We start from the raw sequence: 23,165 nt of genomic DNA, 5'->3' as shown, positions 1-23,165 counted from the left end.
ACGGCCAGCGCGTGGTTGACAGAACCCTAGGGATTGTCAACCTGCTTGACAAGGGGGCCGCTTCTGTCAAACGAAGCAGGCTCTACCGTGAGTCCATGGGCACGCCACTCACTCCAGACTCCCGAGTCACCCCGGTCGGCATCGACTTCGGCGGCAGCGGCATCAAGTGCGCCCCCGTCGACCTCGCGTCCGGCGAGCCCGGCGAGCGCGCCCGCGTCGAGACCCCGAAGCCGTCCACCCCCGAGGCGGTCGCGGCGACGGTCGTCGCCCTGCTCGCGCGGTTCCCCGAGGCGACCGGACGGGTCGGGGTGACGGTGCCCGGCGTCGTACGACACGGGGTGGTGCACTCGGCCGCCAACATCGACCGCGCCTGGCTCGGCACCGACGCCGACGCGCTGTTCAGCGAGGCGACCGGGCGCCAGGTGCACGTGGTCAACGACGCCGACGCCGCCGGCCTCGCCGAGGTGGAGTACGGCGCCGCGCGCGGGCGCCGCGGACTGGTCATCGTCACGACGCTCGGCACCGGGATCGGCTCGGCGCTGGTGCACGACGGGGTGCTGGTCCCCAACTCCGAGCTCGGCCACCTCGAGATCGACGGGCACGACGCGGAGAGCCGCGCGGCCAACAGCGCCCGCAAGGCCGAGGACCTGTCGATGAAGGCCTGGGCGCACCGGCTCCAGCGCTACTACTCCACCCTCGAGATGCTCTTCTCCCCCGACCTCTTCGTGGTCGGCGGCGGGATCAGCAAGCGCGCCGACGAGTTCCTCCCGCTGCTCAAGCTGGACACCGAGATCGTCCCCGCCACCCTGCGCAACGAGGCCGGCATCGTCGGCGCCGCCCTCCTCGCCGACCGCAGCTGACTCCCTCCTCACGAAGGCTCCATGGCGAAACTATCCACAGCCCCCTGTGGATAACTCGGTGGAAATCTCACCCTTTAGGGCATCCCCCGTACGTCGAAACCCCGGCGCGACGCGCTCAGACGGGCGGCCGCACGCCCCCACCAACGCCCCGCCCCGTTGTCCACAACGCTCTGTGGATAACTCCGCCACAAGGGCCGACTCGGCGGGGGTCAGCGGAGGACGCGGAGGTCCTGGCGGGTGCCGATGGTGCTGCCGGGGACCGCGGGCAGGCCGAGCAGGTCGGCGGAGAGGTTGGCGAGGTCGCCGTTGCGCACCGGCTGGCGCGGGCGCGCGTAGCCGGGGTGCGCGCGGCCGGGGTTCCGCCGCCCGGGGCTGAGCCGGTAGAGATCGCCGCGCGCCACCCCGCGCCCCCAGACCAGGAACGGCACCCGGTAGTTCGCCGCGCGCGTCGCCACGTCGTGCCCGGCCTCGCCGCGGCCACCGTGGTCGGCGGTCAGCACGACCACGACCTCGTGCCGCAGCCGCGGGTGGGCCCGCACCGTGCGCAGCACCCCGCGCAGCTGGCGGTCCACCTCCCGCACCGCCGCGACGTACGCCGGGGAGCCGAAGCCCTCGCGATGACCGGCGCTGTCGGGGCCGCGCAGGTGCAGGAAGGTGAACGCGCGCCCACCGCGCACCAGGTCGCGGCGCGCCGCTCGGACCAGCCGGCCCTGGTCCTCCGCGATGAGCACCCGGTCGATCGCCCGCGGCCAGGTCTGGGGGAAGGTGCGGAACTTGTCCTTGCCCGCGAACATCGCCGTCCGCAGCCCGGCCCGGTGCACCTGGGTGAAGATCGACTGCACCCGCCGTCCCCGCGCGTCACGCGGGATCGCACGGCGCGGGGTGGCGTCGTTCCAGGTCACGCCGTGCCCGCCGCGGCGGGCGTCGATGCGGCGCCCGGTGAGCATGCTGGTGTGGTTGGGCAGGGTCACGGTCATCTCGACCGCCGTGCGCGCCTCGAGGGTCGAGGCGCCCCGGCGCAGCAGCCGGTGGAGCGTCGGCGTCCCCCGCGGCCCCAGCCGTCGTACGACGCCGGGCGCGAGCCCGTCGACCGAGATGGCCAGCACCCGGCGCCGCACCCCCGCCGGCCGCACCGGGCCCCGAACCGCTGAACCCGGCTCCACCGAACCCGGCGCCACCACGGCGGGCGCCGACACCGAGCTCGACACCGCCACCCCCGGACCCGCATCCGGGCCGCTCGCCTCCGGGCTGCACCCGAGACCGATCCCCATGGCGACCACGAGCGCGACGGCGGCGTGCAGGGGACGGAAGGTCATCCGGCCACCCTCCGCCTCCGGCCGCCCCCAGGCAAGGCAGTGACCGCCCTCACATTCCTGCACTATTTGGGGCATAGTGCAAGAATCTCACCATGACCTCACCCGCCCTCTCGACGCGAGAGGCACGTCGTCTGGCGACCGAGATCCGGATCGCGCGCTGCGCCCAGGTGCTCACCGCCGAGCGCGGGCTGGACGGCTTCACCATGGACGACCTCGCCGAGGCGACCGCGCTGTCGCGCCGCACGCTGTTCAACTACTTCCCCGGCAAGCTCGACGCCGTCCTCGGACCGGTACCCGTGATCGCCGAGGACACCCGCGCGCGGTTCGTCGAAGGCGGCCCGCACGGGCGGCTCATCGACGACCTCGCCGTGCTCGCCCACGAGCTCCTCGACGGCCAGAGCGACGAGCTCGACCGCGAGGACATCGCCCGCATCACCCACCTGATCACCACGACCCCGCGCCTGCTCACGGCGGTGATCGACCGCTTCGAGGAGTTCGTCGGCGGCTTCGTCGACCTGATCGTCGAGCGCGAGCAGGGGCGGGTCGACGCCGTGCGCGCGCGGCTGCTCGTCCGGCTGCTCGTCACCGTCTTCGAGTCGGCGATCGGGACCTACGTCGCCGGCGACGAGCGATCGATCCCCGACCTGTTCGACCACACGCTGGCTGCGGCCCGCGAGCTCTTCACCTGACCACCCGGCCCTCGGCCCGCCCCGCCCTCCGGGGCACACCCCGCACCACACCCCTTCCTCAGGAGACCCCCGTGGCCACCCTCTTGTACCGACTCGGCAGGACCGCCTTCCGGCGCTGGCCGTTCTTCATCGTCGGCTGGCTCGTCGTGCTCGTCGCCGTCGGCGGCTTCGCGGCCACCCAGTCCAAGCCGATGAGCGACTCCTTCTCGATCCCGGGGATCCCCTCGGAGAAGGCCGCCGACATGCAGGCGGAGCTCTTCCCGGGCGCCAAGGACCCCTTCGACCAGGCCACCGTCAACGTCGTGGTCGCGGCCCCGGAGGGCAGCACCCTCTCCGACAAGGCGTACGCCGCGGAGGTCGACGCCCTCGTCGAGGACCTGGCCGCGCTGCCGCAGATGCCGGAGAAGGCCCCGCTGGCCAACCCGGTGCAGGCGGCGGAGCAGCAGCGCCAGCTGATCGTCGACCAGGCCACCCAGGCCGGCACCCCGCGCGACGTCGCGGAGGACAACGCCCAGGCGCTCTCGCCGCTGTCCCCGGACGGCCGGGTCGGCCAGATCAGCTTCGAGTTCGACGTCGACACCGTCGCGGACGTCGAGCCGGAGACCATCGAGGCACTGCGTGACGCCATGGAGGAGCACCGCGTCGACGGCCTCGAGATCGAGGCCAACGGCTCCGGCTCCACCGGCATGCTCGAGATCGGCATGACCTCCGAGCTCGTCGGCATCGCCGTGGCGCTGCTCGTGCTGGTCCTCACCTTCGGCTCGCTGGTCGCCGCCGGCCTGCCGATCCTGACCGCGGTGTTCGGCGTCGGCATCGGCATCGCCGGGGTCACCGCGATGACCGCGTTCACCGAGATCGGCTCGACCACCCCGATGCTCGCCACGATGATCGGCCTGGCGGTCGGCATCGACTACGCGCTGTTCATCCTCGCGCGCTACCGCTCCGAGCACGACCACACCGATGACAGCCAGGAGGCGGTCGGCGTCGCCGTCGGCACCGCCGGCTCCGCGGTCGTCTTCGCCGGACTGACGGTCCTCATCGCGCTCGCCGCACTCGCCGTCGTCCGCATCCCGTTCCTCACCACCATGGGCCTCGCGGCCGCGAGCACCGTGTTCATCGCCGTGCTGGTGGCGCTGACCCTGCTGCCGGCGATCCTCGGCCTGCTGAAGTCCAAGGCCTTCGGCGGCCAGGTCCGCAAGTACGCCCCCGCCCGCGAGGACGACGGCCGGGTGCTCAACAACGGCGTGCGCTGGGCCCGCTTCGTGGGCAAGCGCTCGTGGGCGGTCGCCCTGGTCTCGGTGATCGTGCTGGGCGCGCTGGCGATCCCGATGAAGGAGCTCTACCTCGCCTTCCCGACCGACAGCACCGCCTCGAGCGACACCACCGCCCGCAAGGCCTCCGACCTGACCGCCGAGGCGTTCGGCCCGGGCCGCGACGCCCCGCTGCTGGTGGTCGTGGACGCCGGTGACGTGCCCGCCGAGGAGCGCGGCGAGGTGTTCGGCGAGGTCGCCGCCTGGGCCGCCGGCCAGGACGACGTGGCCAACGCCCAGATCATCGCCACCAACGAGGTCACCGACGACAAGGGTGCCGTGACCGAGCCGGCCACCGGCGCGCAGGTGATGATCACGCCCGAGTCCGGCGCCGAGGACAAGGCCACCAAGGACCTGCTGAGCTCGCTGCGCGACGGCCAGGACGCCCTCGAGGCCGAGACCGGCACCGAGATCGGCATCACCGGCCTGACCGCGATCACGACCGACGTCTCCGACCGCCTCGACGACGCGCTGCCGGTCTACCTGGCCGTCGTCATCGGGCTGGCGTTCATCCTGCTGATGCTGGTCTTCCGCTCGATCCTGGTGCCGCTCACCGCGACGTTCGGCTTCCTGCTGTCCGTGCTGGCCACGCTCGGCGTCACCGTCGCGGTCTTCCAGGAGGGCGCCTTCGGCATCATGGAGGGCCAGCCGATCGTCAGCTTCATGCCGATCTTCCTGATCGGCCTGGTGTTCGGCCTGGCGATGGACTACCAGGTCTTCCTGGTCACCCGCATGCGCGAGGCGCACGTCCACGGCATGAGCACCCGCGAAGCGGTGGTCGACGGCTTCCGCAACAGCGCCCGCGTGGTGACCGCGGCCGCCCTGATCATGATCTCGGTCTTCGCCGCCTTCATCCTGATCGACGAGCCGATCATCAAGTCGATGGGCTTCGCGCTCGCCGTCGCCGTGCTCCTCGACGCGTTCGTCGTCCGCATGGCGCTCGTCCCGGCGCTGATGTACATGCTCGGCGAGAAGGCCTGGTGGCTGCCGAGGTGGCTGGACAAGATCCTGCCCAACGTGGACGTCGAGGGCGAGAGCCTGGAACGCCCGCACATGCAGCTCGACGAGCGGGAGCCGGTCAAGGTCTGACCCCGCCTAACCCGCCGTACGGCCCAGGACGCACCTCGGTGCTCCTGGGCCGTACGCGTTCCTTGGCCGTCCCGGCCGTACGACGTCCTGGCCCTCAGCCGCGCGGGGCCGCCAGCGCGCGCTCGATGTCCGCGGCGATCTTCTCCGGCTTGGTGGTCGGTGAGTAGCGGGCCACGACCTTGCCGTCCCGGTCGAGCAGGAACTTGGTGAAGTTCCACTTGATCCGGTCGCTGAGCACGCCCTTCTGCTCCGTGCGCAGCCAGCGGTACAGCGGGTGCGCGTCCTCGCCGTTGACGTCGATCTTGGAGAACATCGGGAAGCTGACGCCGTAGTTGCGCTGGCAGAAGCCCGCGATCTCCGCGTCGTCGTCGAGCTCCTGGTCGCGGAACTGGTCGCACGGGAAGCCCAGCACGGTGAAGCCCTGCTCGCCGAACCGGTCGTAGAGCGACTGGAGACCTTCGAACTGCGGGGTCAGCCCGCACTTCGAGGCCGTGTTGACGACCAGGACGACCTGGCCGAGGTAGTCCGCGAGATCGATGTCCTGGCCCTCGATGGACCGTGCGGAGAAGTCGGCGAGCGTGTGCATGACGCCAGTCTGGCGGTGCCCCGCAAGCCGGTCTGATCAGCCGACCATGAGTCCCTGCACCCGGGCGTCGCCGCCGACCTCCACCGGGTTCGCGTGCCCGTCGAGCAGCACCCGCACCCGCCGGTCGGCGACCTCCAGCAGCACCTCGCCGTCCTCCCCGGCCGACACCGAGGCGACCCGGCCCTGCACGACGTACTCCAGTCCCGCGACCCGCTCCAGCAGCGGCGCGTCCTCGCCGGGCTCCAGGTCACTGTCGGCGCGCAGCACCAGCTCCGGACGCATCCGCCCGCGCACCCGCCACAGCAGCAGCGCGATCAGCAGCACCAGGCCGTTGAGGACCAGCGGCAGCACCACCGCCGAGCGGTCGCGGACCTGCCCGTCCACGACGTACGTCGCGGGGTTCTCGGGGCGCACCCGGACGGTCAGCGTGCCGGTCTCGGTGGCGCGCGCACCGGTCTCGCGGTCCACCTCGACGGCGTAGGCGGTGTCGTCGTCGATCCCGCTGCTCGCGGGGTAGGCGAAGCTCACCAGCACCCCGGAGTCCGAGGGGCGGGTCTGCACGACCCGCGCGGCGACGTCCTCTCCCGAGCGCTCCACCTCCAGGCGGTTCCACACGCCGATCAGCGTCGGGAGGTTCACCAGCACCAGGACGAGCAGCAGGAGCAGCGCCCCGCGGCCCCGTCGGGTACGGCGTGGGTCGCTCGAGGACGGCATGGACCCAGTATCCCGGGGTCGGGACGAGGCGCGCAGGCAGGTGCACCAGTGCCGAAGGACCCCTGCCCTCGGGCCCTGACGGGCGCCCGGTGACGTGAGAGCCTGAGGAGAACCCAGGGCACCACAGCTGCGCCATTCGCAGACCCGGGACCGGCTCCGGCCCCGGACCCAGGAGGTACGACGTGACGACGTACGACAGGCGAACCAGACTGGCCGCAGCCGTGGCCGGTGCAGTGCTGCTGGCCGGTGCGGCGGCGTGCGGTGACGACTCCGACGACGGGTCCTCCTCGGACTCCCCCTCGGCTTCGGAGTCCTCGGAGTCCACCGACTCCGCGTCCTCGGACGCCACCGCCTCCGACTCGGACGATTCCGAGGGCGAGGCCTTCGCCCAGCAGTCGGTCGAGGAGATCCAGGCGGCGGCCGTCAAGGACATGCGCGCCCTGCAGTTCGTGCGGGTGGCGGGCTCACTGCGCGACAGCGGCACCAAGCTGGCCGTGGACCTGCAGCTCAGCACCCAGGGCGACTGCCAGGGCACGGTCTCCATCGACGGGGCGGAGGCCGAGATCATCGGGAAGGGCACGACCTCCTACCTCAAGGGCACCGAGGAGTTCTGGCGCACGAGCGCCGGCGACGACGCCGGGTCGGGGGCGGAGCAGCTGATCTCGACGCTCGCGGGCAAGTGGGCCAAGATCCCCGGCGGCGACTTCACCGAGTTCTGCGACCTCAACTCCTTCCTCGACGAGCTCGATGACCAGAGCGACGCCAGCGAGTCGGCGAACCCGCAGAACGAGGTCGTCGGCGAGACCACCGTCGACGACATCCCCGCGGTCGAGGTCAAGATCTACGACGACGCCGACGTCTCGACCGTCTGGGTCGGCACCGAGGAGGGTCGCCACTACATCCTCAAGATGCGCGTCCAGGCCGGCGAGGAGCCGGGGGAGTTCACCTTCTCGGACTTCAACGACGCCTTCCAGGTGAAGGCGCCGCCCAAGGACCAGATCGTCGACCTCGGCAGCGCCGAACCCGAGGACTGAGAGCGTCGGGCCTCAGCCCAGCCCGGCTCGGCTCAGCCCCGCTCGGCCCCAGCCCAGCTCGGCTCAGTCCAGGTCGGCCCAACCGCGCACGGTCACCGGGCGACCGGTCGAGCGCACCACGAGCCGGACGGCGCGGGGCAGCCGGTCGGTACGCACCAGTCGCACCAGAGTCCCCCGGCCTGCGGGCCGGCGGGCCAGGTCGACCCGCCCGAGGCTCCGGCCGGCGCCATCGACCGCCTCGAGCACGCCGCGCCCGCGGCCAGTGTCCACCGCCACCCACAACTCGCGGCGCTCGCGTCCAGGCCGCACCAGCAGGTGCGCGCCGCGCCGCTCGGTGGTGAGGTGCGGGCCGGAGTCGCGTCCGCGCGTCCAGCCGCGGAGGCGGCCCATCTCGGTCGCCGGAGTCACCGGGACGAGGGAGCGGCGCAGGCGCACCGCGTTGCTCATCGAGTCCCGCGCGGTCAGGGTCACCCTCACCGTGGCATCGCGGTGGGCGCGCACCGTGATCCGCCCCGTCGCGCACCCACGGACGTAGGCCCGTCGTGAGGAACAGTCGAGCGAGGCCAGCGGCAGCGACGACACCACGCGGTACGTCGCGGGGCCCAGCACCAGGGCGCCGTCGCGCGGGCCGACCAGGCGGACCCGCAGCGCCCGCGGCGTCACCGACGCGGAGACGGCCTCCGGGCTCTCGCCGGTCAGGCCGACCGCGCGCACCCGGAAACGGCCCGCCACCCCGTTGGGCGCGGCGACCCGCGCGAACTCGGAGATGACCTTCTGCTCGACACCGGTGGCGACGTCGGTGACCACGTAGTGCCGCCAGGTCCCTGCGACCGCGGGCGGATCCCACTGCAGGAGCACCCCGCCGTCGCCCGGGACGGCCCGCAGGTTGCCGACCGGGCCCGGCGGCTCGGGGAGCACCAGGTCCGCGAGCCGCACCAGGAGGCTGCCGTCGGGCTGCGGCTGCGCGCCGCTCAGCTTCGCCACGTGCGGAGGCAGGTGCCTCGCGAACGTGAACGAGGCGGAGCCGGACAGGATCCGACCGTCCGCGGACCGGGTGAAGCCGTGGCTGACCTCGCCAGACGCATCGGTGGTCAGGGACGCCCTCATGGCCGCCCGCTCCACCGGGAGACCGGGCGACAGGGCGTGCCCGGCGTGCTCCCACGTCGCCTCGCCCGGCACCGGGGACTGCGGCAGGCCCCACAGGTGGGTGACCGCGGCGCCGGGGACCGCGCGGCCACCGGCGTCGACCACCCGCACGGTGACCGGCTCGAGCACCGGCACGTCGAGCACGCCGAGGTCGGAGCCGGCCGAGAGGTCCGTCGGTGCCGTCTCGATCCGCAGGCGCGAGGTCTCCGCGCCGTACTCCTGCAGCACGACCAGCCGCGCCGGCGCCGAAGGCGCGGACAGGCTGAAGCGACCGTCTGCCCCCACCACGGCCCAGGGGCCGTCGAGGCGAACCCAACGGCTGGTGACACCCGCCGCCGGGGCGCCCAGATCCCCGACGACCATCGGCGCGGGCGACCCCGACGGCCCGGACGGCCCTGGCGGCTCAGCAGCCGGTTCGTCGGCGCGGGCGCCCGGGGCGCCGAGCGGCAGGGTGAGGAGCAGGAGCGCGGCCACCAGGGCAGCGCACAGCCGCCCCGATGCCGACGTGGAGGAGGTCATCGGGGTTTTTCCTTCGCCGCAGGGATCGAGCACACACTAGGGGCGCGGACGCGGGCGCCGGGTGGTTTTCCCCGGCGCCACCCGGCCATCCGGTCCCTCACCCCTGCATGACCTCAGGGGGCACAGGAGACACTGAGGACTCCAGGACACAGAACTGAGAGGAACAACGTGACGTACAAGAGGCGTACCCGTCTGGCCGCAGCCGTGGCCGGGGCCGTGATGCTCACTGCCACGGCCGCCTGCGGCGGTGACGAGGAGTCGAAGGACTCGTCCGGGGGCTCGTCGTCGGAGGCCTCGGAGAACGGCTTCGCCGACAAGCCGATCAAGGAGATCCAGGACGCCGCGCTCACCGACATGAAGGCGCTCGAGTCGGTCCGGATGGCCGGTGACATCACCACCGACGGCACCAAGATGTCGCTGGACCTGCGGCTCACCACCTCCGGTGACTGCACCGGCAGCATCTCCAGCGACGGCGCCAAGGCCGAGATCATCGGGCTGGGCGAGGAGTCCTACCTCAAGGGCTCCAAGGAGTTCTGGACCCAGAGCGCGGGCCCCGGCGGCGAGCAGCAGGCCGAGGCCCTCATCGGCCTGATCGGTGACAAGTGGGCGAAGGTCCCCGGCGGCGGCTTCACCGAGATCTGCGACCTCGACGCCTTCCTCGACAACCTCGACGAGGGCGACGACGCCGACGCCGAGAAGGAGAAGGGCGAGGTCGTCGGCGAGACCGAGATCGACGGCACCCCCGCGGTCGAGATCGTCTCCGAGGAGGACGGCGAGGAGACCACCGTCTGGATCGGCAGCGAGGAGGACAAGCACTACATCCTCAAGATGGAGGTCGTGGGCGGCGACGAGCCCGGCCAGTTCACGTTCTCGGAGTTCAACGAGCCCCTCGACGTGCAGGCCCCCGCCAAGGACGAGGTCGTCGACCTCGGCGCCGCCGGCTGACCTGCGGCACCCTCATCCTGGGCCGGGCCCGGGGCAGCTCGGCTGCCCCGCGCCCGGCCTTCGGTGTCTCGGCGGGTCGCCCGCCTGCCCGGCCCGCGCCGCCCGGTCTCGCGGGGCATTCCCCTGGAACCCCCCCCCAGCGGCCATGATGGGGCGAGCCCCGGAGCAGGACACCCGTCCCGTTGGAGGCGCCCCATGGCGAGCGACGCACCGGCCTCCAGGCGGGCGCGCCAACGAGGCCGCGGCTGGTTCACCCTCGCCGACCTCGGGCGGCTGCTCGCCACCTGGCTGGTCTCCACCGGCATCCTGTGGGCGGCCGCCAGGCTGCTGCCCGACCTCGAGGCCTCCTCGCTGCTGAGCCTGGCCGGGGTCTCGGTGGTCAGCGGCATCGTCGGCTTCGTGGTGCGGCCGCTCCTGGTGGAGGTCAGTGTCCGCCTGGGCTGGCTGACGGTGCTCCCCCTGGCCTTCTTCGGCCAGGGCATCGTCATGCACATCGCGATGCTGCTCGTCCCGGGGATCACCGCGACCTGGACGGCCGCCTTCGTGACGAGCTGGCTCTGCGCCGCCGGTGTCACGATCGTGGCCTACCTCCTCACCGCCGGCACCGATGAGTCGGTCACCACTGCGATCGCCCGTCGTGGCCGCACGGTCCAGCCCCCCGACCCTGAGGTCGACGGCCTCCTCGTCGTCCAGCTCGACGGGGTGCCGTTCCCGGTGCTGAGCTGGGCGGTGCGCGCCGGCGGGGTCCCGACGATCCGCCGGTGGGTGACCTCGGGGGACTACCAGCTCCGTGAATGGACCCCACAGCTTCCCTGCACCACCCCGGCCAGCCAGCTCGGCCTGCTCCACGGCACCGTGGCCGGCATCCCGGGCTTCCGGTGGTACGACCGCGAGCTGGGCCGGGTCCTGGTCGCCAACCGCCCCGCGGACGCGCGCCTCATCGAGGAGCGGGCGAGCAACGGCCGGGGCCTGCTCTGCGAGGACGGGGTGTCGATCTCGAACCTGTTCTCCGGAGACGCCGAGAACGCGATGCTGACGATGAGCCGGGCGAGTGCCCGGCTCGGCTCTCCCCAGACGAGGCGGGCCCTGGCCTGGTTCATGCTCACCCCGACGGGCTTCGCCCGCAGCCTCACCCGCACCGTCGGCGAGGTGGCGAAGGAGCGCTGGCAGGCACGCGCCCAGGTGCGCTACGAGCTGGTGCCACGCATACGCCGCAACTGGACCTTCGCGCTGCTGCGGGCCCTGACCAACGTCCTGCTGCGCGACCTGAACACCGCACTGATCGCCGAGGAGATGCAGCGTGGGCGCAAGGTGATCTACGTCGACTACGTCGACTACGACGAGGTCGCGCACCACGCCGGCCTCTTCCGGCACGAGTCGCTGGCCGCCCTCGAAGGCCTGGACCGGGTGCTCGCCCAGCTGGAGCTGCTCGCCGAGCAGGCGGCCCGGCGCTACCGCCTCGTCGTCGTCTCCGACCACGGTCAGTCCCAGGGGCAGCCGTTCAGGGACCGCTACGACCTGGAGCTCTCGACCCTCTGCACCGAGCTGATGGACGAGGGCGTCCACGGCTACGAGGAGGCCGACGAGGGCTGGGGCCGGGCGCACGCACTGGTCCTGGACATCGGGGAGGAGGGGGTCGCGGGCAAGCTCGCGGCTCCGGCCCGCCGCCGGGTCGACCAGATCGACTCGGCCGACACGGAGCGGAACGTCGGCGGCCGCGCTGCCGACCGCGCCCTCGTCCTCGGCTCGGGCAACCTGGGGCTGTTCTACGTGCCGGGCCAGACCCGTCAGAGCCTGGACGACCTGACGGCCCGCTGGCCGCGGCTGCTTCCCGGGCTGTGCGAGCACCCCGGCGTGGGGTTCGTCGCCGGGATCGACGAGCACGGTGTCCCCTGGGCCTACGGGGACGGGGGCCGGGTCGACCTGGCCTCGGGCACGGTCACCGGCACCGACCCCCTGGCCCGGTACGGCGAGCACGCCAGGCGGGTGCTGCTCCGCGCGGTGCTGGACCCGAAGGCGCCCGACCTCTATCTCAACAGCTCCGTGGACGAGCAGACCTCCGACATCGCGGCCTTCGAGGAGCTGGTCGGGGCGCACGGCGGCCTGGGCGGATGGCAGGACAGCGCGGTCCTCCTGGCGCCGCAGGACCTCGCCACCTCGGTGCCGGAGCGCGTGGAGGGCGCCGACCAGCTGCACCAGGTGCTGCTGGGGTTCCTCCGGCAGTCCGGCCAGCGTCTCGAGACCGGGGCGCCCGAGTCAGGTGTCGCCGTCACCTCCGGGTGACCAGCTCTCCCCGTGCCCGAGCCGGATCACCCGACAGTCCGGCGCCACGGCCGCGACCTCCGCCTCGAAGGCGGGCAGGGGGCGCTCGAACCAGTCGCCGAACCTCCCCACCAGGGGCGGGTGCAGGGTGCCCCAGTGCACCGGCAGGCCGTAGCGCGCCCCGGTCGCGGCGCACGCCTGCGCGGCCTGCGCCGGCCCCATGTGGTTGGCCGACAGCCGGGGGCCCCACCCGCCGATCGGGACGATCGCCACGTCCAGCCGCTCGGTCCCGGCCAGCGCAGGCAGGTCGGCCATCTCGTCGTACAACGCGGTGTCCCCGGCCACCCACAAGGTCGTCGTGCCCGCGCGCACCAGGTGCCCGTGGGCCTCGTTGGGACGGTGCGGCATCGGCCGGCCGTGGTGGACGGCGGGGACCAGCCGGACCTGCACGGCGCCCACGTCGGTCCACTCCTCCGCCCCCTGGCCGAGCAGGCCCTGGCTGCGCACCCAGGCCGCGTTGCGACTGCCGGTCAGGACCGGGACCCCCGCGACCATCCGCAGCGAGCGGAGCTCGGCATGGTCGAGGTGCAGGTGGGAGAGGAGCACCGCGTCGGGATCGGCCCACTGCTCCGGGCGCGGCCGCACCCCCCGGCGGCGCAGGAGGTTGTTGTGGGTCCGCAGCAGGGGATCGGCCAGCAGTCGCGACCCCGCCAGGTCGATCACCACCGTCGAGTGGCCCAGCCAGGTGAGCCTCAGCCGTTCCTCGGAACCGCGCACGTCATCGAGCCTAGCCACCACGACTGCGGGACAGATCCCCGGAGAATGGCCCCGGAAACCACTCGAGGCCGGGACCCCCATCTCTGGGTGTCCCGACCTCGGGTGCGGGGTGTTGCCCCGCTTCTGTGCGCGAGGGGGGAGTTGAACCCCCACGTCCTTTCGGACACACGGACCTGAACCGTGCGCGTCTGCCTATTCCGCCACTCGCGCTCTGAAGCGCCTTGAGATTAGCCCAGCCGCGCCGACATTCCCAAACCGGCGTACGGGTAACGAGATCGACCGAGTGGGCATGGCTACGATCGGGGCCGTACCCCGGCGCGTCCGGGGTCCTCGGTCTGCGGCCAACCGGCGCGGATCGCGACCGGTACGAGGCACGACCCGGGGTTCCGGCGAGAGGAGGCGACGTGCGTGGGTTGCAGCGCTTCGAGCAGCGCCTGGAAGAGATGATCTCCGGCGCGTTCGCCCGTGCCTTCCGCTCCGCGGTGCAGCCGGTGGAGATCGCCGCCGCGCTCCAGCGCGAGTGCGACAACAACGCCCAGATCCTCTCCCGCGAGCGGCGACTGGTCCCGAACGACTTCCACGTCGAGCTCTCCGGCTCCGACCTGGAGCGGCTCGCGCCGTACGACACCGCGATGGCCGACGAGCTGGTCTCCCAGGTGCAGCAGCACGCCCGCGAGCAGGGCTACTCCTTCCCCGGGCCGATCACGCTGTCCTTCCAGGAGGCCGAGGACCTGACCACTGGCCGCTTCCGGGTCCGCAGCCAGGTGCATGCCAAGGTCACCTCCCACTCCTCCCCCACGCAGGTACGCCGGGCCCGCGCGCTGCTCGAGGTCAACGGCACCCGCCAGCCACTCCAGCCGCCCGGTGTCGTGGTCGGCCGCGGCACCGACGCGGACGTCCGGATCAACGACCCCGGCGTGAGCCGGCGCCACGTGGAGTTCCGCGTCGGCGAGGACGCCGGGCGCGCCGCTGACCTGCGCATCGAGGTCCGTGACCTCGGCTCCACCAACGGCATGCTGGTCGACGGGCAGAAGGTGCCCCGCGCCCGACTTCACGACGGCTCGGTCGTGAAGATCGGCACCACCACCCTCACCGTGCGGGTGGTCGAGGAGGACCACGTTGTCTGAGCTGACCCTCCTGCTCGTCAAGATCGCCTACCTCGCGATCCTGTGGATCTTCGTCCTCTCGGCCGTGTCCGTCATCCGCTCCGACATGTTCGGCGCCCGGGTGCCCGAGGCCGACCGCGGCCGCGGCCCGCGGCCGAAGAAGGAGCGGACGCCCAAGACGCCCAGCCGCCGGCGCGGCTCGCCCACCCACGTGCTCGTGGTCGAGGGCGCGAACGCCGGCGAGCAGGCCAGCCTCGACAACGCCCCGGTGCTCATCGGGCGCGGCTCCGACGCCGCGATCCGCCTCGACGACGACTACGTCTCCACCCGGCACGCGCGCATCGCCGCCTCCGGCGACCAGTGGTTCGTCGAGGACCTCGGCTCCACCAACGGCACCTACATCGGCACCAGCCGGATCACCCAGCCCACCACGCTCACGCTCGGCACCCAGGTCCGCATCGGCAAGACGATCCTCGAGCTGCGCAAGTGACGGCCGCCACGATGCTCCGCCTCTCCTACGCCGCCGTCTCCGACGTCGGGCGGGTCCGCAAGGACAACCAGGACTCCGGGTACGCCGGCCCCTGGCTGCTCGCCGTCTGCGACGGCGTCGGCGGGGCGGCGCGCGGCGACATCGCCTCCTCGACCGCGATCAGCCAGCTGCGGCGCCTCGACACCGAGCCGGTCGTGGAGTCCCCCGACGACCTCCTCGGCCTGGTCTCCGGCGCCCTGCACCGCGCCCACGACCGGATCAACGAGCTGGTCGACGAGGACGCCTCGCTCAACGGCACCAGCACCACGGCCACGGTCGCGCTCTTCGACGGCCACCGCGCCGCGTTCGGCCACGTCGGCGACAGCCGCGCCTACCTGCTGCGCAACGGCGAGCTGAGCCAGCTCACCAAGGACCACACGTTCGTCCAGAGCCTCATCGACGACGGTCGGATCACCGAGGCCGAGGCCCGCGTCCACCCCCACCGCAACCTGATCCTGCGCGCCCTGGGCGGCCCCGGGGACACCGAGCCGGACCTGTTCCTGCTCGACCTGCTCCCCGGTGACCGGCTGCTGCTGTGCAGCGACGGTGCCAGCGGCGTGCTCCCCGACCCCCGCCTCGCCGCCGTGCTCGGCGACGGGACCCCGGCGTACGCCGCCATCGAGCTGGTGCGTGTCGCCATCGAGGCCGGCAGCTCCGACAACGTCACCTGCGTGGTCGCCGATGTGGTGGCCGACGACGGTTCCCCGGTCGTCGACGCCGAGGGTGAGGAGCTGAGCCCGATGCTGGTCGGCGCGGCCGCCGAGCTGCGCCGCCGTCCGGGCCGGGCCCCGATGACCGGGCTCTTCCGTGCCCACCGCTCCGGCGACACCGGCGAGCTCGAGCCGGTGCCGGACCTGCCCGGCGACGTGCACGCGATCCCGGCCGACCCGATCGACCCCGAGCAGGCGCGCTACGCCCCGCGTCCCCCGGACCGGCTGCTGTGGCTGCGCCGCGTGCTGGTCACCCTCATGCTGCTGGGACTCGGCTGGATCGCGGCCGCGGCCGCCTGGTCGTGGAGCCAGCACCAGTACTTCGTCGGCGAGCAGGACGGCATGGTCGTGATCTTCCGCGGCCTCAACGCCGACCTGCCCGGCGTCTCCCTCTCCGAGCCCTACGAGACCACCGACGTCGTGGTCGACCGGCTCCCGGACCACCTGCGCGACCAGGTCGCCGCGGGCATGGCCGCCGACGACCGCGACCGGGCCCGCACGATCGTGCAGAACCTCGCCGACGAGATGTCGCCGGCCCAGCCGGGCGCGGCCAGGACGGGCGGCTGAGGCATGGCTCAGCAAGGCGCGATCATGGGCTTCGTGCACCGGCGGCGCCGGGGCGCGGAGCTCTTCCTGCTCGTCCTCGCGCTCCTCGTCGGCATCGGCGCCTACGCCGCGGTCGGCATCGGGGTGCAGGGCGAGGTCCCGGCCGACATCGTCGGGTACGGCGGCTGGCTGGCCGCGCTGGTGATCGTCGCCCACCTCGTCGTCCGCATCGTCGCGCCGTACGCCGACCCGGTGCTGCTGCCGCTGGTGGCGGCGCTCAACGGGCTCGGCCTGGCGGTGATCCACCGCCTCGACCTGGCTGCCGGCGACACCAGCTTCGCGCGCCAGCAGCTGACCTGGATGACGGTCGGCGTGGTGCTGTTCATCATCACCCTGGTGGTGCTGCGCGACCACCGGGTGCTGCAGCGCTTCACCTACACCAGCGGCCTGGCCGCGATCGTGCTGCTGATCCTGCCGATGGTCCCGGGCATCGGCCGCGAGATCAACGGTGCCCGGATCTGGATCAGCGTCGGCCCGTTCAGCCTCCAGCCCGGTGAGATCGCGAAGGTCCTGCTGGTCGTCACCTTCGCCGGCTACCTCGTGCTGCACCGCGACGCGCTCGCGCTGGCCGGGCGCCGCTTTCTCTTCATCGACCTGCCCCGCGGCCGCGACCTCGGCCCGATCCTGGTCATGTGGGCCGTCAGCCTCGGCGTGCTGGTCCTGCAGAAGGACCTCGGCTCCAGCCTGCTGTTCTTCGGGCTCTTCCTGGTGATGCTCTACGTCGCCACCGAACGCCCCGGCTGGCTGGTGGTCGGCGGGCTGCTGTTCTTCGCCGGCGCATTCGTGGCCGCCACGATCTTCAGCCACGTGCAGACCCGTGTCGACCTGTGGGTGGACCCCTTCGCCTACTACGGCGAGGGCACCAGCGACAAGGGCCGCCAGATCGTGGAGTCCATGTTCGGCATGGCCTGGGGCGGGCTGATCGGCCGCGGCTTCGGCGAGGGCAGCCCCTGGCGGATCTCCTACGCCGAGTCCGACTTCATCATGGCCGCGATCGGCGAGGAGCTCGGCCTCACCGGCGTGCTCGCCGTGCTCTTGATGTTCGGCCTGATCGTCGAGCGGGCGCTGCGCGCGGCGCTGATCTCGCGCGACGGCTTCGGCAAGCTGCTGGCCACCGGTCTGGCCGCCGTCTTCGCCCTGCAGATCTTCGTCGTCATCGGCGGCGTGACCCGCCTGATCCCCCTGACCGGACTGACCACACCCTTCCTCTCCTACGGAGGCTCCTCCCTCGTGGCCAACTGGGCGATCATCGCCCTGCTGCTGCGCATCTCCGACCAGGCCCGGCGCCCCGTGCCGGACCTGTCCGCGGAGTCCGACGACGGCGCCTCCGACGCGGAGGCGACCCAGGTGGTGAAGCTGTCGTGAACAAGCCCATCCGCACGATCTCGATCTTCTGCCTCGTGCTGTTCCTGGTCCTGATGGCCAACGTGACCTACCTGCAGTACTTCCGCGCCGACAACCTCAACGACCACGCCGGCAACGCCCGGGTGTTCAACGCGGCGTACTCCCGCGAGCGCGGGTCGATCATCGTCGGCCGCGACCCGGTCGCCACCAGCCGCCCGGTCGACGACCAGTACAAGTACCTGCGCACCTACCCGCAGCCCTTCAAGTACGCCCCGCTGACCGGCTACTTCACCTACTCCTACGGCGCCAGCGGCATCGAGCGCAGCCAGAACGACGTGCTGTCCGGCGAGGACGACCGGCTCTTCGTGACCCGCCTGGTCGACCTGCTCAGCAACGACGGCACCAAGGGCGGCAACGTCGCGCTCACCATCGACCGTGAGGCCCAGGACGCGGCCTACGAGGCCCTCTCGGCGCTGCCGGGCAACGTGGAGGGCTCGGTGGTTGCCCTCGAGCCGCGCACCGGCAAGGTGCTGGCGATGGTCTCGCTGCCGACCTACGACCCCAACAAGCTGGCCTCCCACGACTTCGCCGAGGTCAACAAGTACTGGAAGCAGCTCAACGACGACCCCGCCGAGCCGCTGCTCAACCGCGGCATCCAGAAGACCCTGCCCCCGGGCTCGGTCTTCAAGCTCGTGACCGCCGCGGCGGCGATCGAGAACGGCGAGTACACCTCCGCCGACGACCTGGTGCCCGGCGGCGCGGCGTACCAGCTCCCGCTGACCAGCGGGGAGACCGGCCTGATCGACAACGAGGGCCGCTCCTGCGGCACCGACCGGATCCCGTTCACCCAGGCGATGGCGCAGTCGTGCAACACCACCTTCGCCCGGCTCGCGGTCGAGGTCGGCGCCGAGGCGATGCGCGACCAGGCGGAGGCGTTCGGCTTCAACCGCGAGTACCTCGAGGGCACCGGTCCGCAGGCGATCTCGCGCTACCCCGAGGACGCCAACGCCCCGGAGACCGGCCAGAGCGGCATCGGCCAGTTCGAGGTGCGCTCCACCCCGCTGCAGATGGCGATGGTCGCGGCCGGCATCGCCAACGACGGCGTGGTGATGCGTCCCTACGTCGTCGACGAGGTCCAGTCGGCCGACCTCGACGTCGTCGCGACCACCCCGATCGAGGAGTTCAGCGAGGCCGTCTCGCCGGCCACCGCCGCGGAGCTGACCAAGCTGATGGTCTACACCGTCGACTCCGGCACCGCGAGTCCCGCGGCCATCCCCGGCCGCAGCGTCGCCGGCAAGACCGGCACCGCCCAGAGCGGCAGCGACGACCCGCCGTACGCCTGGTTCATGTCCTTCGCCCCCGCCGACGACCCCCAGGTCGCGGTCGCGGTGATGATCGAGTCCGCCGCGATCGACCGCGGCGAGATCGCGGGCGGTCGCATCGGCGGCCCGATCGCCAAGGCAGTGATGGAGGCGGTGCTGCGATGACGACGCCACCCACCGGCACCGGTCCCGGCAGCTTCGTCGACGACGCCGGCCGCTACCGCCTCGAGTCGCGGATCGCGACCGGCGGCATGGGCGTGGTCTGGCGGGCCACCGACACGACGCTGCACCGCGACGTCGCGATCAAGGTGCTCAAGGCCGAGTACGCCGACAACCCCGACTTCCGCGCCCGCTTCGCCACCGAGGCCCAGCACGCCGCGGCGCTGCACCACCCCGGCATCGCGTCGGTCTACGACTTCGGCGAGGCCCGCAGCGAGGACGGCTCCGGCGCCCCCCGGCCCTACCTGGTGATGGAGCTCGTCGACGGCCGCCCGCTGTCGGACCTGCTGCGCGCCGGGCAGCCGCTCGACCCCGACGCGACGCGCGACCTGCTGGCCCAAGCCGCCTCGGCGCTCGGCGCGGCCCACGCCGCGGGGATCGTGCACCGCGACGTCAAGCCGGCCAACCTGCTCATCACCCCGGACCGCCGCATCAAGATCACCGACTTCGGCATCGCCCGCGCCAGCGACTCCGTCGGGCTGACCCAGACCGGCCAGGTGATGGGCACCCCGCAGTACCTCTCCCCCGAGCAGGCGCGCGGCGAGGTCGCCACCCCGGCCTCCGACGTCTACTCCCTCGGCGTGGTCGCCTTCGAGTGTCTGGCCGGACACCGGCCCTTCCAGGCCGACACCCCGGTCGCGACGGCGCTCGCGCACCTGCGCGAGCCAGTGCCGGAGCTGCCCGAGAGCGTGCCGCCCGCGCTGGCCCACGTCGTACGACGGGCGCTGGAGAAGGACCCTGCGGCCCGCTTCCCCGACGGCGCCGCGTTCGCGGCGGCGCTGCGCGACCCCGAGGCGGCGGACGCGACCCGGGTCGCCCCGTTGACGCCGACCGGGGAGCAGACCCAGGTGCTGAGCACCGGCGCGGCGCCGCTGCCGCCGCCCGACCCCTCGCTGGACGACGAGGCCGCGGACACCGCGGAGGAGGAGAAGCGCCGGTTCCCCTGGGTGCCGGTGCTCGGCGTGCTCCTGCTCGTCGCACTCGGGGTGCTGCTCTTCGTGCTGTACGGCGGGGGCGACGACTCCGACCCGGCGGACGAGCAGCGGCCGGATCGGCCCACGCCGACCGCGACCCGTGAGACGACCCGGCCCACCCCCTCGCCGACCGAGCGGCCCACACCGTCCGAGACGGCCACCGAGACCAGCGCGCCCCCGACCACGAGCGCGCCGCCGACCACCAGCGCGCCGCCGGCCCCCGACACCGTCGAGGTCGTCGCCAGCGACTACGTCGGGCGCAACGTCCGCGAGGTCGAGTCGGCCCTGCGCGGGCTCGGCCTCGAGGTCACGCTGGTGGAGGCCGCCAACCCCGGCGACCGCGCCGAGGGGACCGTCGAGAGCGTCAGCCCGTCCGGCGACGTCGAGCGCGGCTCGCTCGTCACCGTCCGCTACTGGGGGGCACCGCCGGCGACGCCGACGCAGACCCCCCGCACCACTACCCCGTCGGCGCCGACCGACGACACCTCTGAGCCCTCCGAGGGAGGCACCACCGGATGAGCAATCCCACCGTCGTGGGCGGTCGGTACGAGCTCGGCGAGCTCCTCGGCCGCGGCGGCATGGCCGAGGTCCGCAAGGGCGTCGACACCCGTCTGGGGCGGGTGGTGGCCGTGAAGCGGCTGCGCACCGACCTCGCCAGCGACGCGACGTTCCAAGCGCGCTTCCGCCGTGAGGCGCAGTCGTCGGCCTCGCTCAACCACCCCTCGATCGTCGCCGTCTACGACACCGGCGAGGAGCCGGCGGCCGATGGCTCGGGGGTCTACCAGCCCTACATCGTGATGGAGTACGTCGCCGGCCGCACGCTGCGCGAGATCCTGCGCGAGGGCCGCAAGATCCTCCCCGAGCGGGCCCTGGAGTTCACCAGCGGCGTGCTGTCGGCGCTGGACTACAGCCACCGCGCCGGGATCATCCACCGCGACATCAAGCCCGGCAACGTCATGCTGACCCCGTCCGGCGACGTCAAGGTCATGGACTTCGGCATCGCCCGCGCGATCAGTGACGCCTCCTCCACGATGACCCAGACCGCCGCCGTCGTCGGCACCGCGCAGTACCTCTCCCCCGAGCAGGCGCGCGGCGAGACCGTCGACTCGCGCTCCGACGTCTACTCCACGGGCTGCCTGCTCTACGAGCTGCTCACCGGCCGGCCGCCGTTCGTCGGCGACAGCCCGGTGGCGGTGGCCTACCAGCACGTCCGCGAGCAGCCGCGACCCCCGTCGGACCACGACACCGACCTGCCTCCCGAGGTCGACGCGATCGTGATGAAGGCGCTCGCCAAGCGCCTGGAGGACCGCTACCAGTCGGCGGCGGCGATGCGCAGCGACATCGAGCGCTACCTCGCCGGCAACCCCGTGCAGGCGACGGTGCCCCCGCCGCTCCCGGACGCCGCGCCGACCGCGGTGGCCGGCGCACCGGTCCCCGACCCGACCGCGGAGCGCCCCGCGCTGCCCGAGGCCGACGAGCGTCGCGGACGCGGTGGCATGATCGCCGCGGTGCTGCTGGTGCTCGCCCTGGTCGTCGCCGGCATCGTGCTGTGGCCCACGCTGTTCCCCGGCGCTCCCGAACAGGAGCAGGTGCCGGACCTGCGCGGCATGACCGAGGGCCAGGCACGTACGGCGATCGGCGAGGCCGGGCTGGCGGTCGGGCCCATCGACACCGCGCCCCACGACACCGTGCGCCCCAACCGGGTCATCCCCGGCACCCAGGACCCCGCCGCCGGCCGCTACGTCGACCCGGGCACCACCGTCACGTTCACCGTGTCCACGGGCAAGCCCGAGGTGGCGATCCCCGGTGACATCGTCGGCGGCACCCGCGACGAGGCGCGCGCCCGGCTGATCGACCTCGACCTGGTCCCCGACCTGCAGGAGACCGAGTCCGACGAGCCGGCCAACCAGGTGGTCAGCACCGACCCCGTCCCCGGCATGCAGGTGCAGACCGGCACCACGGTGGTCGTCTACTACTCCGACGGTCGCGAGCAGGTCCCCGACGTCGTGGGCGACCGGCAGCGGATCGCGGAGCAGAAGATCCGCGAGCGCGGCTTCGTGCCCAAGGTGGTCCGCTCCGACGACACCCGTGAGCCGGCCGGCACCGTCATCGAGCAGGACCCGCCCGCCGGCCAGGAGGCCGACGACGGCGCGAGCGTCTACATCACCGTCTCGAGCTACGTCGAGCCCACCCAGACCCCCGAGCCCTCGCCGACCGACCCCACCGGGGAGCCGGATGACGGCGAGGACGAGCAGCCCACCGACGAGCCCAGCGTGCTGGATCGCCGCGACCCGGCCGTGCTCAGCGGATCGGCTGGGCGTAGGACAGGTCGAGCAGGCCGTCGTACGCCGGTGCTGTGACCTCGTCCTCGACTTCGAGGTCCCAGCCGATGGCGATCTCGGGACGCTCGGCCTGGGCGCGGTACTCCTGCAGGTAGCTGTCCTGCTGGATCGCGTTGATGATCTCGCCCTGGTCGCCCACGCCGGTGATGACGTACGGCGGGGAGTACGGCCGTCCCTGGAGGGTGACGGAGTTGCCGACGCACTTGATGCCGGTGGTCGAGATGATGCGCTTGCCCTGGACGGTGACCGCCTTCGCCCCGCCCTCCCACATGGCGTTGACGACCGCCTGGATGTCCTGCTGGTGGACCAGGAACCAGTTGACGTCCAGACCACTGTCGGCGTCCGCCGCGGCCTCGTCGGCGAGGTCCGGGTCGCTGTCGGTCAGGGTCACCGTCACCCCCGGACCTGTCTGCGGAACCATCCCCGCGGGGTCCTCGAGCTTGGCGATTCGCTTGCGGTAGCGGTTCACGGCTCGGTCGTCGACGTTCCCGGCGAGCTCCTCGATGTCGGCGTTGAGCTTGTCGACGCGGTCCTGGAGGCGCTCGTAGGCGCGCGACTCCGAGGCGACGAGCGAGGCCAGGTCGGTGTAGCGGCCCGGGCGCAGGTCGGTGCCGTCGCTGTTCGAGGCGCTCACGACGAACAGGGAACCGCACAGCAGCACGACGATCGGGGTGCCGATCGTCCATGCGCTGAAGGGACGCCGAAGCCAGCGGCGCCCCGACGGCTTGGGGGCCTCGGGCTCCTGCTCAGCAGGCCGTTGTGGCCT

19 protein-coding genes and 1 tRNA gene are annotated in these 23,165 nt (G+C 72.7%); 13 read left to right on the top strand and 7 right to left on the bottom strand.

Annotation, left to right across the window (positions count from 1 at the left end; translation table 11 throughout):
- Positions 1 to 95: 95 nt before the first annotated feature.
- On the top strand, positions 96 to 860 hold the full coding sequence (gene ppgK, locus HBO46_RS00210) for a polyphosphate--glucose phosphotransferase (protein WP_166135269.1): 765 nt from the start codon (positions 96 to 98) through the stop codon (positions 858 to 860).
- A 209-nt stretch (positions 861 to 1,069) separates the two neighbouring features.
- Here the strand turns inward: ppgK and HBO46_RS00205 are convergent, their stop codons facing one another.
- A complete protein-coding gene (locus tag HBO46_RS00205; protein ID WP_166135266.1) occupies positions 1,070 to 2,176 on the bottom strand; it encodes an alkaline phosphatase family protein in 1,107 nt (368 codons plus the stop codon).
- Positions 2,177 to 2,268: 92 nt separating this feature from the next.
- Between HBO46_RS00205 and HBO46_RS00200 the strand changes: the two genes are divergently transcribed.
- Both HBO46_RS00200 and HBO46_RS00195 read left to right on the top strand, forming a co-directional pair.
- Complete coding sequence (locus HBO46_RS00200; RefSeq protein ID WP_166135263.1) at positions 2,269 to 2,865, top strand: TetR/AcrR family transcriptional regulator; 597 nt, start codon at positions 2,269 to 2,271, stop codon at positions 2,863 to 2,865.
- Between the two features lie 71 nt (positions 2,866 to 2,936).
- Positions 2,937 to 5,264, top strand: coding sequence for an MMPL family transporter (locus HBO46_RS00195; RefSeq protein ID WP_166135260.1), 2,328 nt, complete (start codon positions 2,937 to 2,939; stop codon positions 5,262 to 5,264).
- 94 nt (positions 5,265 to 5,358) lie between these two features.
- On the opposite strand, the gene HBO46_RS00190 is transcribed toward HBO46_RS00195, so the two are convergent.
- On the bottom strand, positions 5,359 to 5,850 hold the full coding sequence (locus HBO46_RS00190; RefSeq protein ID WP_166135257.1) for a glutathione peroxidase: 492 nt from the start codon (positions 5,848 to 5,850) through the stop codon (positions 5,359 to 5,361).
- Positions 5,851 to 5,886: 36 nt separating this feature from the next.
- Positions 5,887 to 6,564: a DUF3592 domain-containing protein gene (locus HBO46_RS00185; protein WP_166135255.1), complete on the bottom strand. Its 678-nt coding sequence runs from the start codon at positions 6,562 to 6,564 to the stop codon at positions 5,887 to 5,889.
- Positions 6,565 to 6,785: 221 nt separating this feature from the next.
- Here HBO46_RS00185 and HBO46_RS00180 point away from each other — a divergent pair, with 221 nt between their 5' ends.
- Positions 6,786 to 7,598, top strand: a complete 813-nt coding sequence (locus tag HBO46_RS00180; RefSeq protein WP_166135252.1) for a hypothetical protein — start codon at positions 6,786 to 6,788, stop codon at positions 7,596 to 7,598.
- A 63-nt stretch (positions 7,599 to 7,661) separates the two neighbouring features.
- Here HBO46_RS00180 and HBO46_RS00175 read toward each other — a convergent pair whose 3' ends face one another.
- Entirely contained in the window at positions 7,662 to 9,263 is a 1,602-nt protein-coding gene (locus HBO46_RS00175; protein WP_166135249.1) for a hypothetical protein, read from the bottom strand.
- A 168-nt stretch (positions 9,264 to 9,431) separates the two neighbouring features.
- Here HBO46_RS00175 and HBO46_RS00170 point away from each other — a divergent pair, with 168 nt between their 5' ends.
- Both HBO46_RS00170 and HBO46_RS00165 read left to right on the top strand, forming a co-directional pair.
- Complete coding sequence (locus tag HBO46_RS00170; RefSeq protein ID WP_166135246.1) at positions 9,432 to 10,208, top strand: LolA-like protein; 777 nt, start codon at positions 9,432 to 9,434, stop codon at positions 10,206 to 10,208.
- A gap of 195 nt (positions 10,209 to 10,403) precedes the next feature.
- Entirely contained in the window at positions 10,404 to 12,491 is a 2,088-nt protein-coding gene (locus tag HBO46_RS00165) for a phage holin family protein (protein WP_166135243.1), read from the top strand.
- Here the strand turns inward: HBO46_RS00165 and HBO46_RS00160 are convergent.
- Together HBO46_RS00160 and HBO46_RS00155 are read right to left on the bottom strand one after the other, a co-directional pair.
- A complete protein-coding gene (locus tag HBO46_RS00160; protein WP_224769288.1) occupies positions 12,465 to 13,247 on the bottom strand; it encodes an MBL fold metallo-hydrolase in 783 nt (260 codons plus the stop codon). The genes HBO46_RS00165 and HBO46_RS00160 overlap by 27 nt on opposite strands.
- Positions 13,248 to 13,373: 126 nt before the next feature.
- Positions 13,374 to 13,457, bottom strand: a tRNA-Leu gene (locus HBO46_RS00155).
- Between the two features lie 194 nt (positions 13,458 to 13,651).
- Between HBO46_RS00155 and HBO46_RS00150 the strand changes: the two genes are divergently transcribed.
- The 7 genes from HBO46_RS00150 to pknB are packed head-to-tail and all read left to right on the top strand — an operon-like array spanning position 13,652 to position 22,417.
- The gene (locus tag HBO46_RS00150; RefSeq protein ID WP_166135240.1) at positions 13,652 to 14,374 is read left to right on the top strand and encodes an FhaA domain-containing protein; all 723 of its coding nucleotides are present in this window, start codon (positions 13,652 to 13,654) and stop codon (positions 14,372 to 14,374) included.
- Positions 14,367 to 14,843, top strand: a complete 477-nt coding sequence (locus HBO46_RS00145; protein ID WP_166135237.1) for an FHA domain-containing protein FhaB/FipA — start codon at positions 14,367 to 14,369, stop codon at positions 14,841 to 14,843. The genes HBO46_RS00150 and HBO46_RS00145 overlap by 8 nt, the downstream gene beginning before the upstream one ends.
- Complete coding sequence (locus HBO46_RS00140) at positions 14,840 to 16,159, top strand: PP2C family protein-serine/threonine phosphatase (protein WP_224769287.1); 1,320 nt, start codon at positions 14,840 to 14,842, stop codon at positions 16,157 to 16,159. The genes HBO46_RS00145 and HBO46_RS00140 overlap by 4 nt, the downstream gene beginning before the upstream one ends.
- Positions 16,160 to 16,162: 3 nt before the next feature.
- On the top strand, positions 16,163 to 17,563 hold the full coding sequence (locus tag HBO46_RS00135) for an FtsW/RodA/SpoVE family cell cycle protein (protein ID WP_166135234.1): 1,401 nt from the start codon (positions 16,163 to 16,165) through the stop codon (positions 17,561 to 17,563).
- A complete protein-coding gene (locus tag HBO46_RS00130) occupies positions 17,560 to 19,029 on the top strand; it encodes a peptidoglycan D,D-transpeptidase FtsI family protein (protein WP_166135231.1) in 1,470 nt (489 codons plus the stop codon). Before HBO46_RS00135 ends, HBO46_RS00130 begins: the two co-directional genes overlap by 4 nt.
- On the top strand, positions 19,026 to 20,576 hold the full coding sequence (locus HBO46_RS00125) for a serine/threonine protein kinase (RefSeq protein WP_166135228.1): 1,551 nt from the start codon (positions 19,026 to 19,028) through the stop codon (positions 20,574 to 20,576). The genes HBO46_RS00130 and HBO46_RS00125 overlap by 4 nt, the downstream gene beginning before the upstream one ends.
- Positions 20,573 to 22,417, top strand: coding sequence for a Stk1 family PASTA domain-containing Ser/Thr kinase (gene pknB / locus HBO46_RS00120; RefSeq protein WP_166135226.1), 1,845 nt, complete (start codon positions 20,573 to 20,575; stop codon positions 22,415 to 22,417). Before HBO46_RS00125 ends, pknB begins: the two co-directional genes overlap by 4 nt.
- On the opposite strand, the gene HBO46_RS00115 is transcribed toward pknB, so the two are convergent.
- Positions 22,359 to 23,033, bottom strand: a complete 675-nt coding sequence (locus HBO46_RS00115) for a DUF881 domain-containing protein (RefSeq protein WP_224769286.1) — start codon at positions 23,031 to 23,033, stop codon at positions 22,359 to 22,361. The two genes, pknB and HBO46_RS00115, sit on opposite strands and share 59 nt — an antisense overlap.
- Positions 23,034 to 23,165 lie beyond the last annotated feature (132 nt).

The sequence above is a fragment of the Nocardioides ochotonae genome (assembly GCF_011420305.2).
In the GTDB taxonomy this organism is placed as follows: Bacteria; Actinomycetota; Actinomycetes; order Propionibacteriales; family Nocardioidaceae; genus Nocardioides; species Nocardioides ochotonae.
Note: the sequence above shows the minus strand (reverse complement) of the source record. Positions and strands in the feature narration are given on the sequence as shown.

Bases quoted from the DNA above. Each gene is read 5' to 3' on its own strand.
- HBO46_RS00205 (WP_166135266.1), bottom strand. From the start codon at position 2,176: ATGACCTTCCGTCCCCTGCACGCCGCCGTCGCGCTCGTGGTCGCCATG.
- HBO46_RS00200 (WP_166135263.1), top strand. From the start codon at position 2,269: ATGACCTCACCCGCCCTCTCGACGCGAGAGGCACGTCGTCTGGCGACC.
- ppgK (WP_166135269.1), top strand. From the start codon at position 96: ATGGGCACGCCACTCACTCCAGACTCCCGAGTCACCCCGGTCGGCATC.
- HBO46_RS00190 (WP_166135257.1), bottom strand. From the start codon at position 5,850: ATGCACACGCTCGCCGACTTCTCCGCACGGTCCATCGAGGGCCAGGAC.
- HBO46_RS00175 (WP_166135249.1), bottom strand. From the start codon at position 9,263: ATGACCTCCTCCACGTCGGCATCGGGGCGGCTGTGCGCTGCCCTGGTG.
- HBO46_RS00165 (WP_166135243.1), top strand. From the start codon at position 10,404: ATGGCGAGCGACGCACCGGCCTCCAGGCGGGCGCGCCAACGAGGCCGC.
- HBO46_RS00185 (WP_166135255.1), bottom strand. From the start codon at position 6,564: ATGCCGTCCTCGAGCGACCCACGCCGTACCCGACGGGGCCGCGGGGCG.
- HBO46_RS00125 (WP_166135228.1), top strand. From the start codon at position 19,026: ATGACGACGCCACCCACCGGCACCGGTCCCGGCAGCTTCGTCGACGAC.
- HBO46_RS00135 (WP_166135234.1), top strand. From the start codon at position 16,163: ATGGCTCAGCAAGGCGCGATCATGGGCTTCGTGCACCGGCGGCGCCGG.
- pknB (WP_166135226.1), top strand. From the start codon at position 20,573: ATGAGCAATCCCACCGTCGTGGGCGGTCGGTACGAGCTCGGCGAGCTC.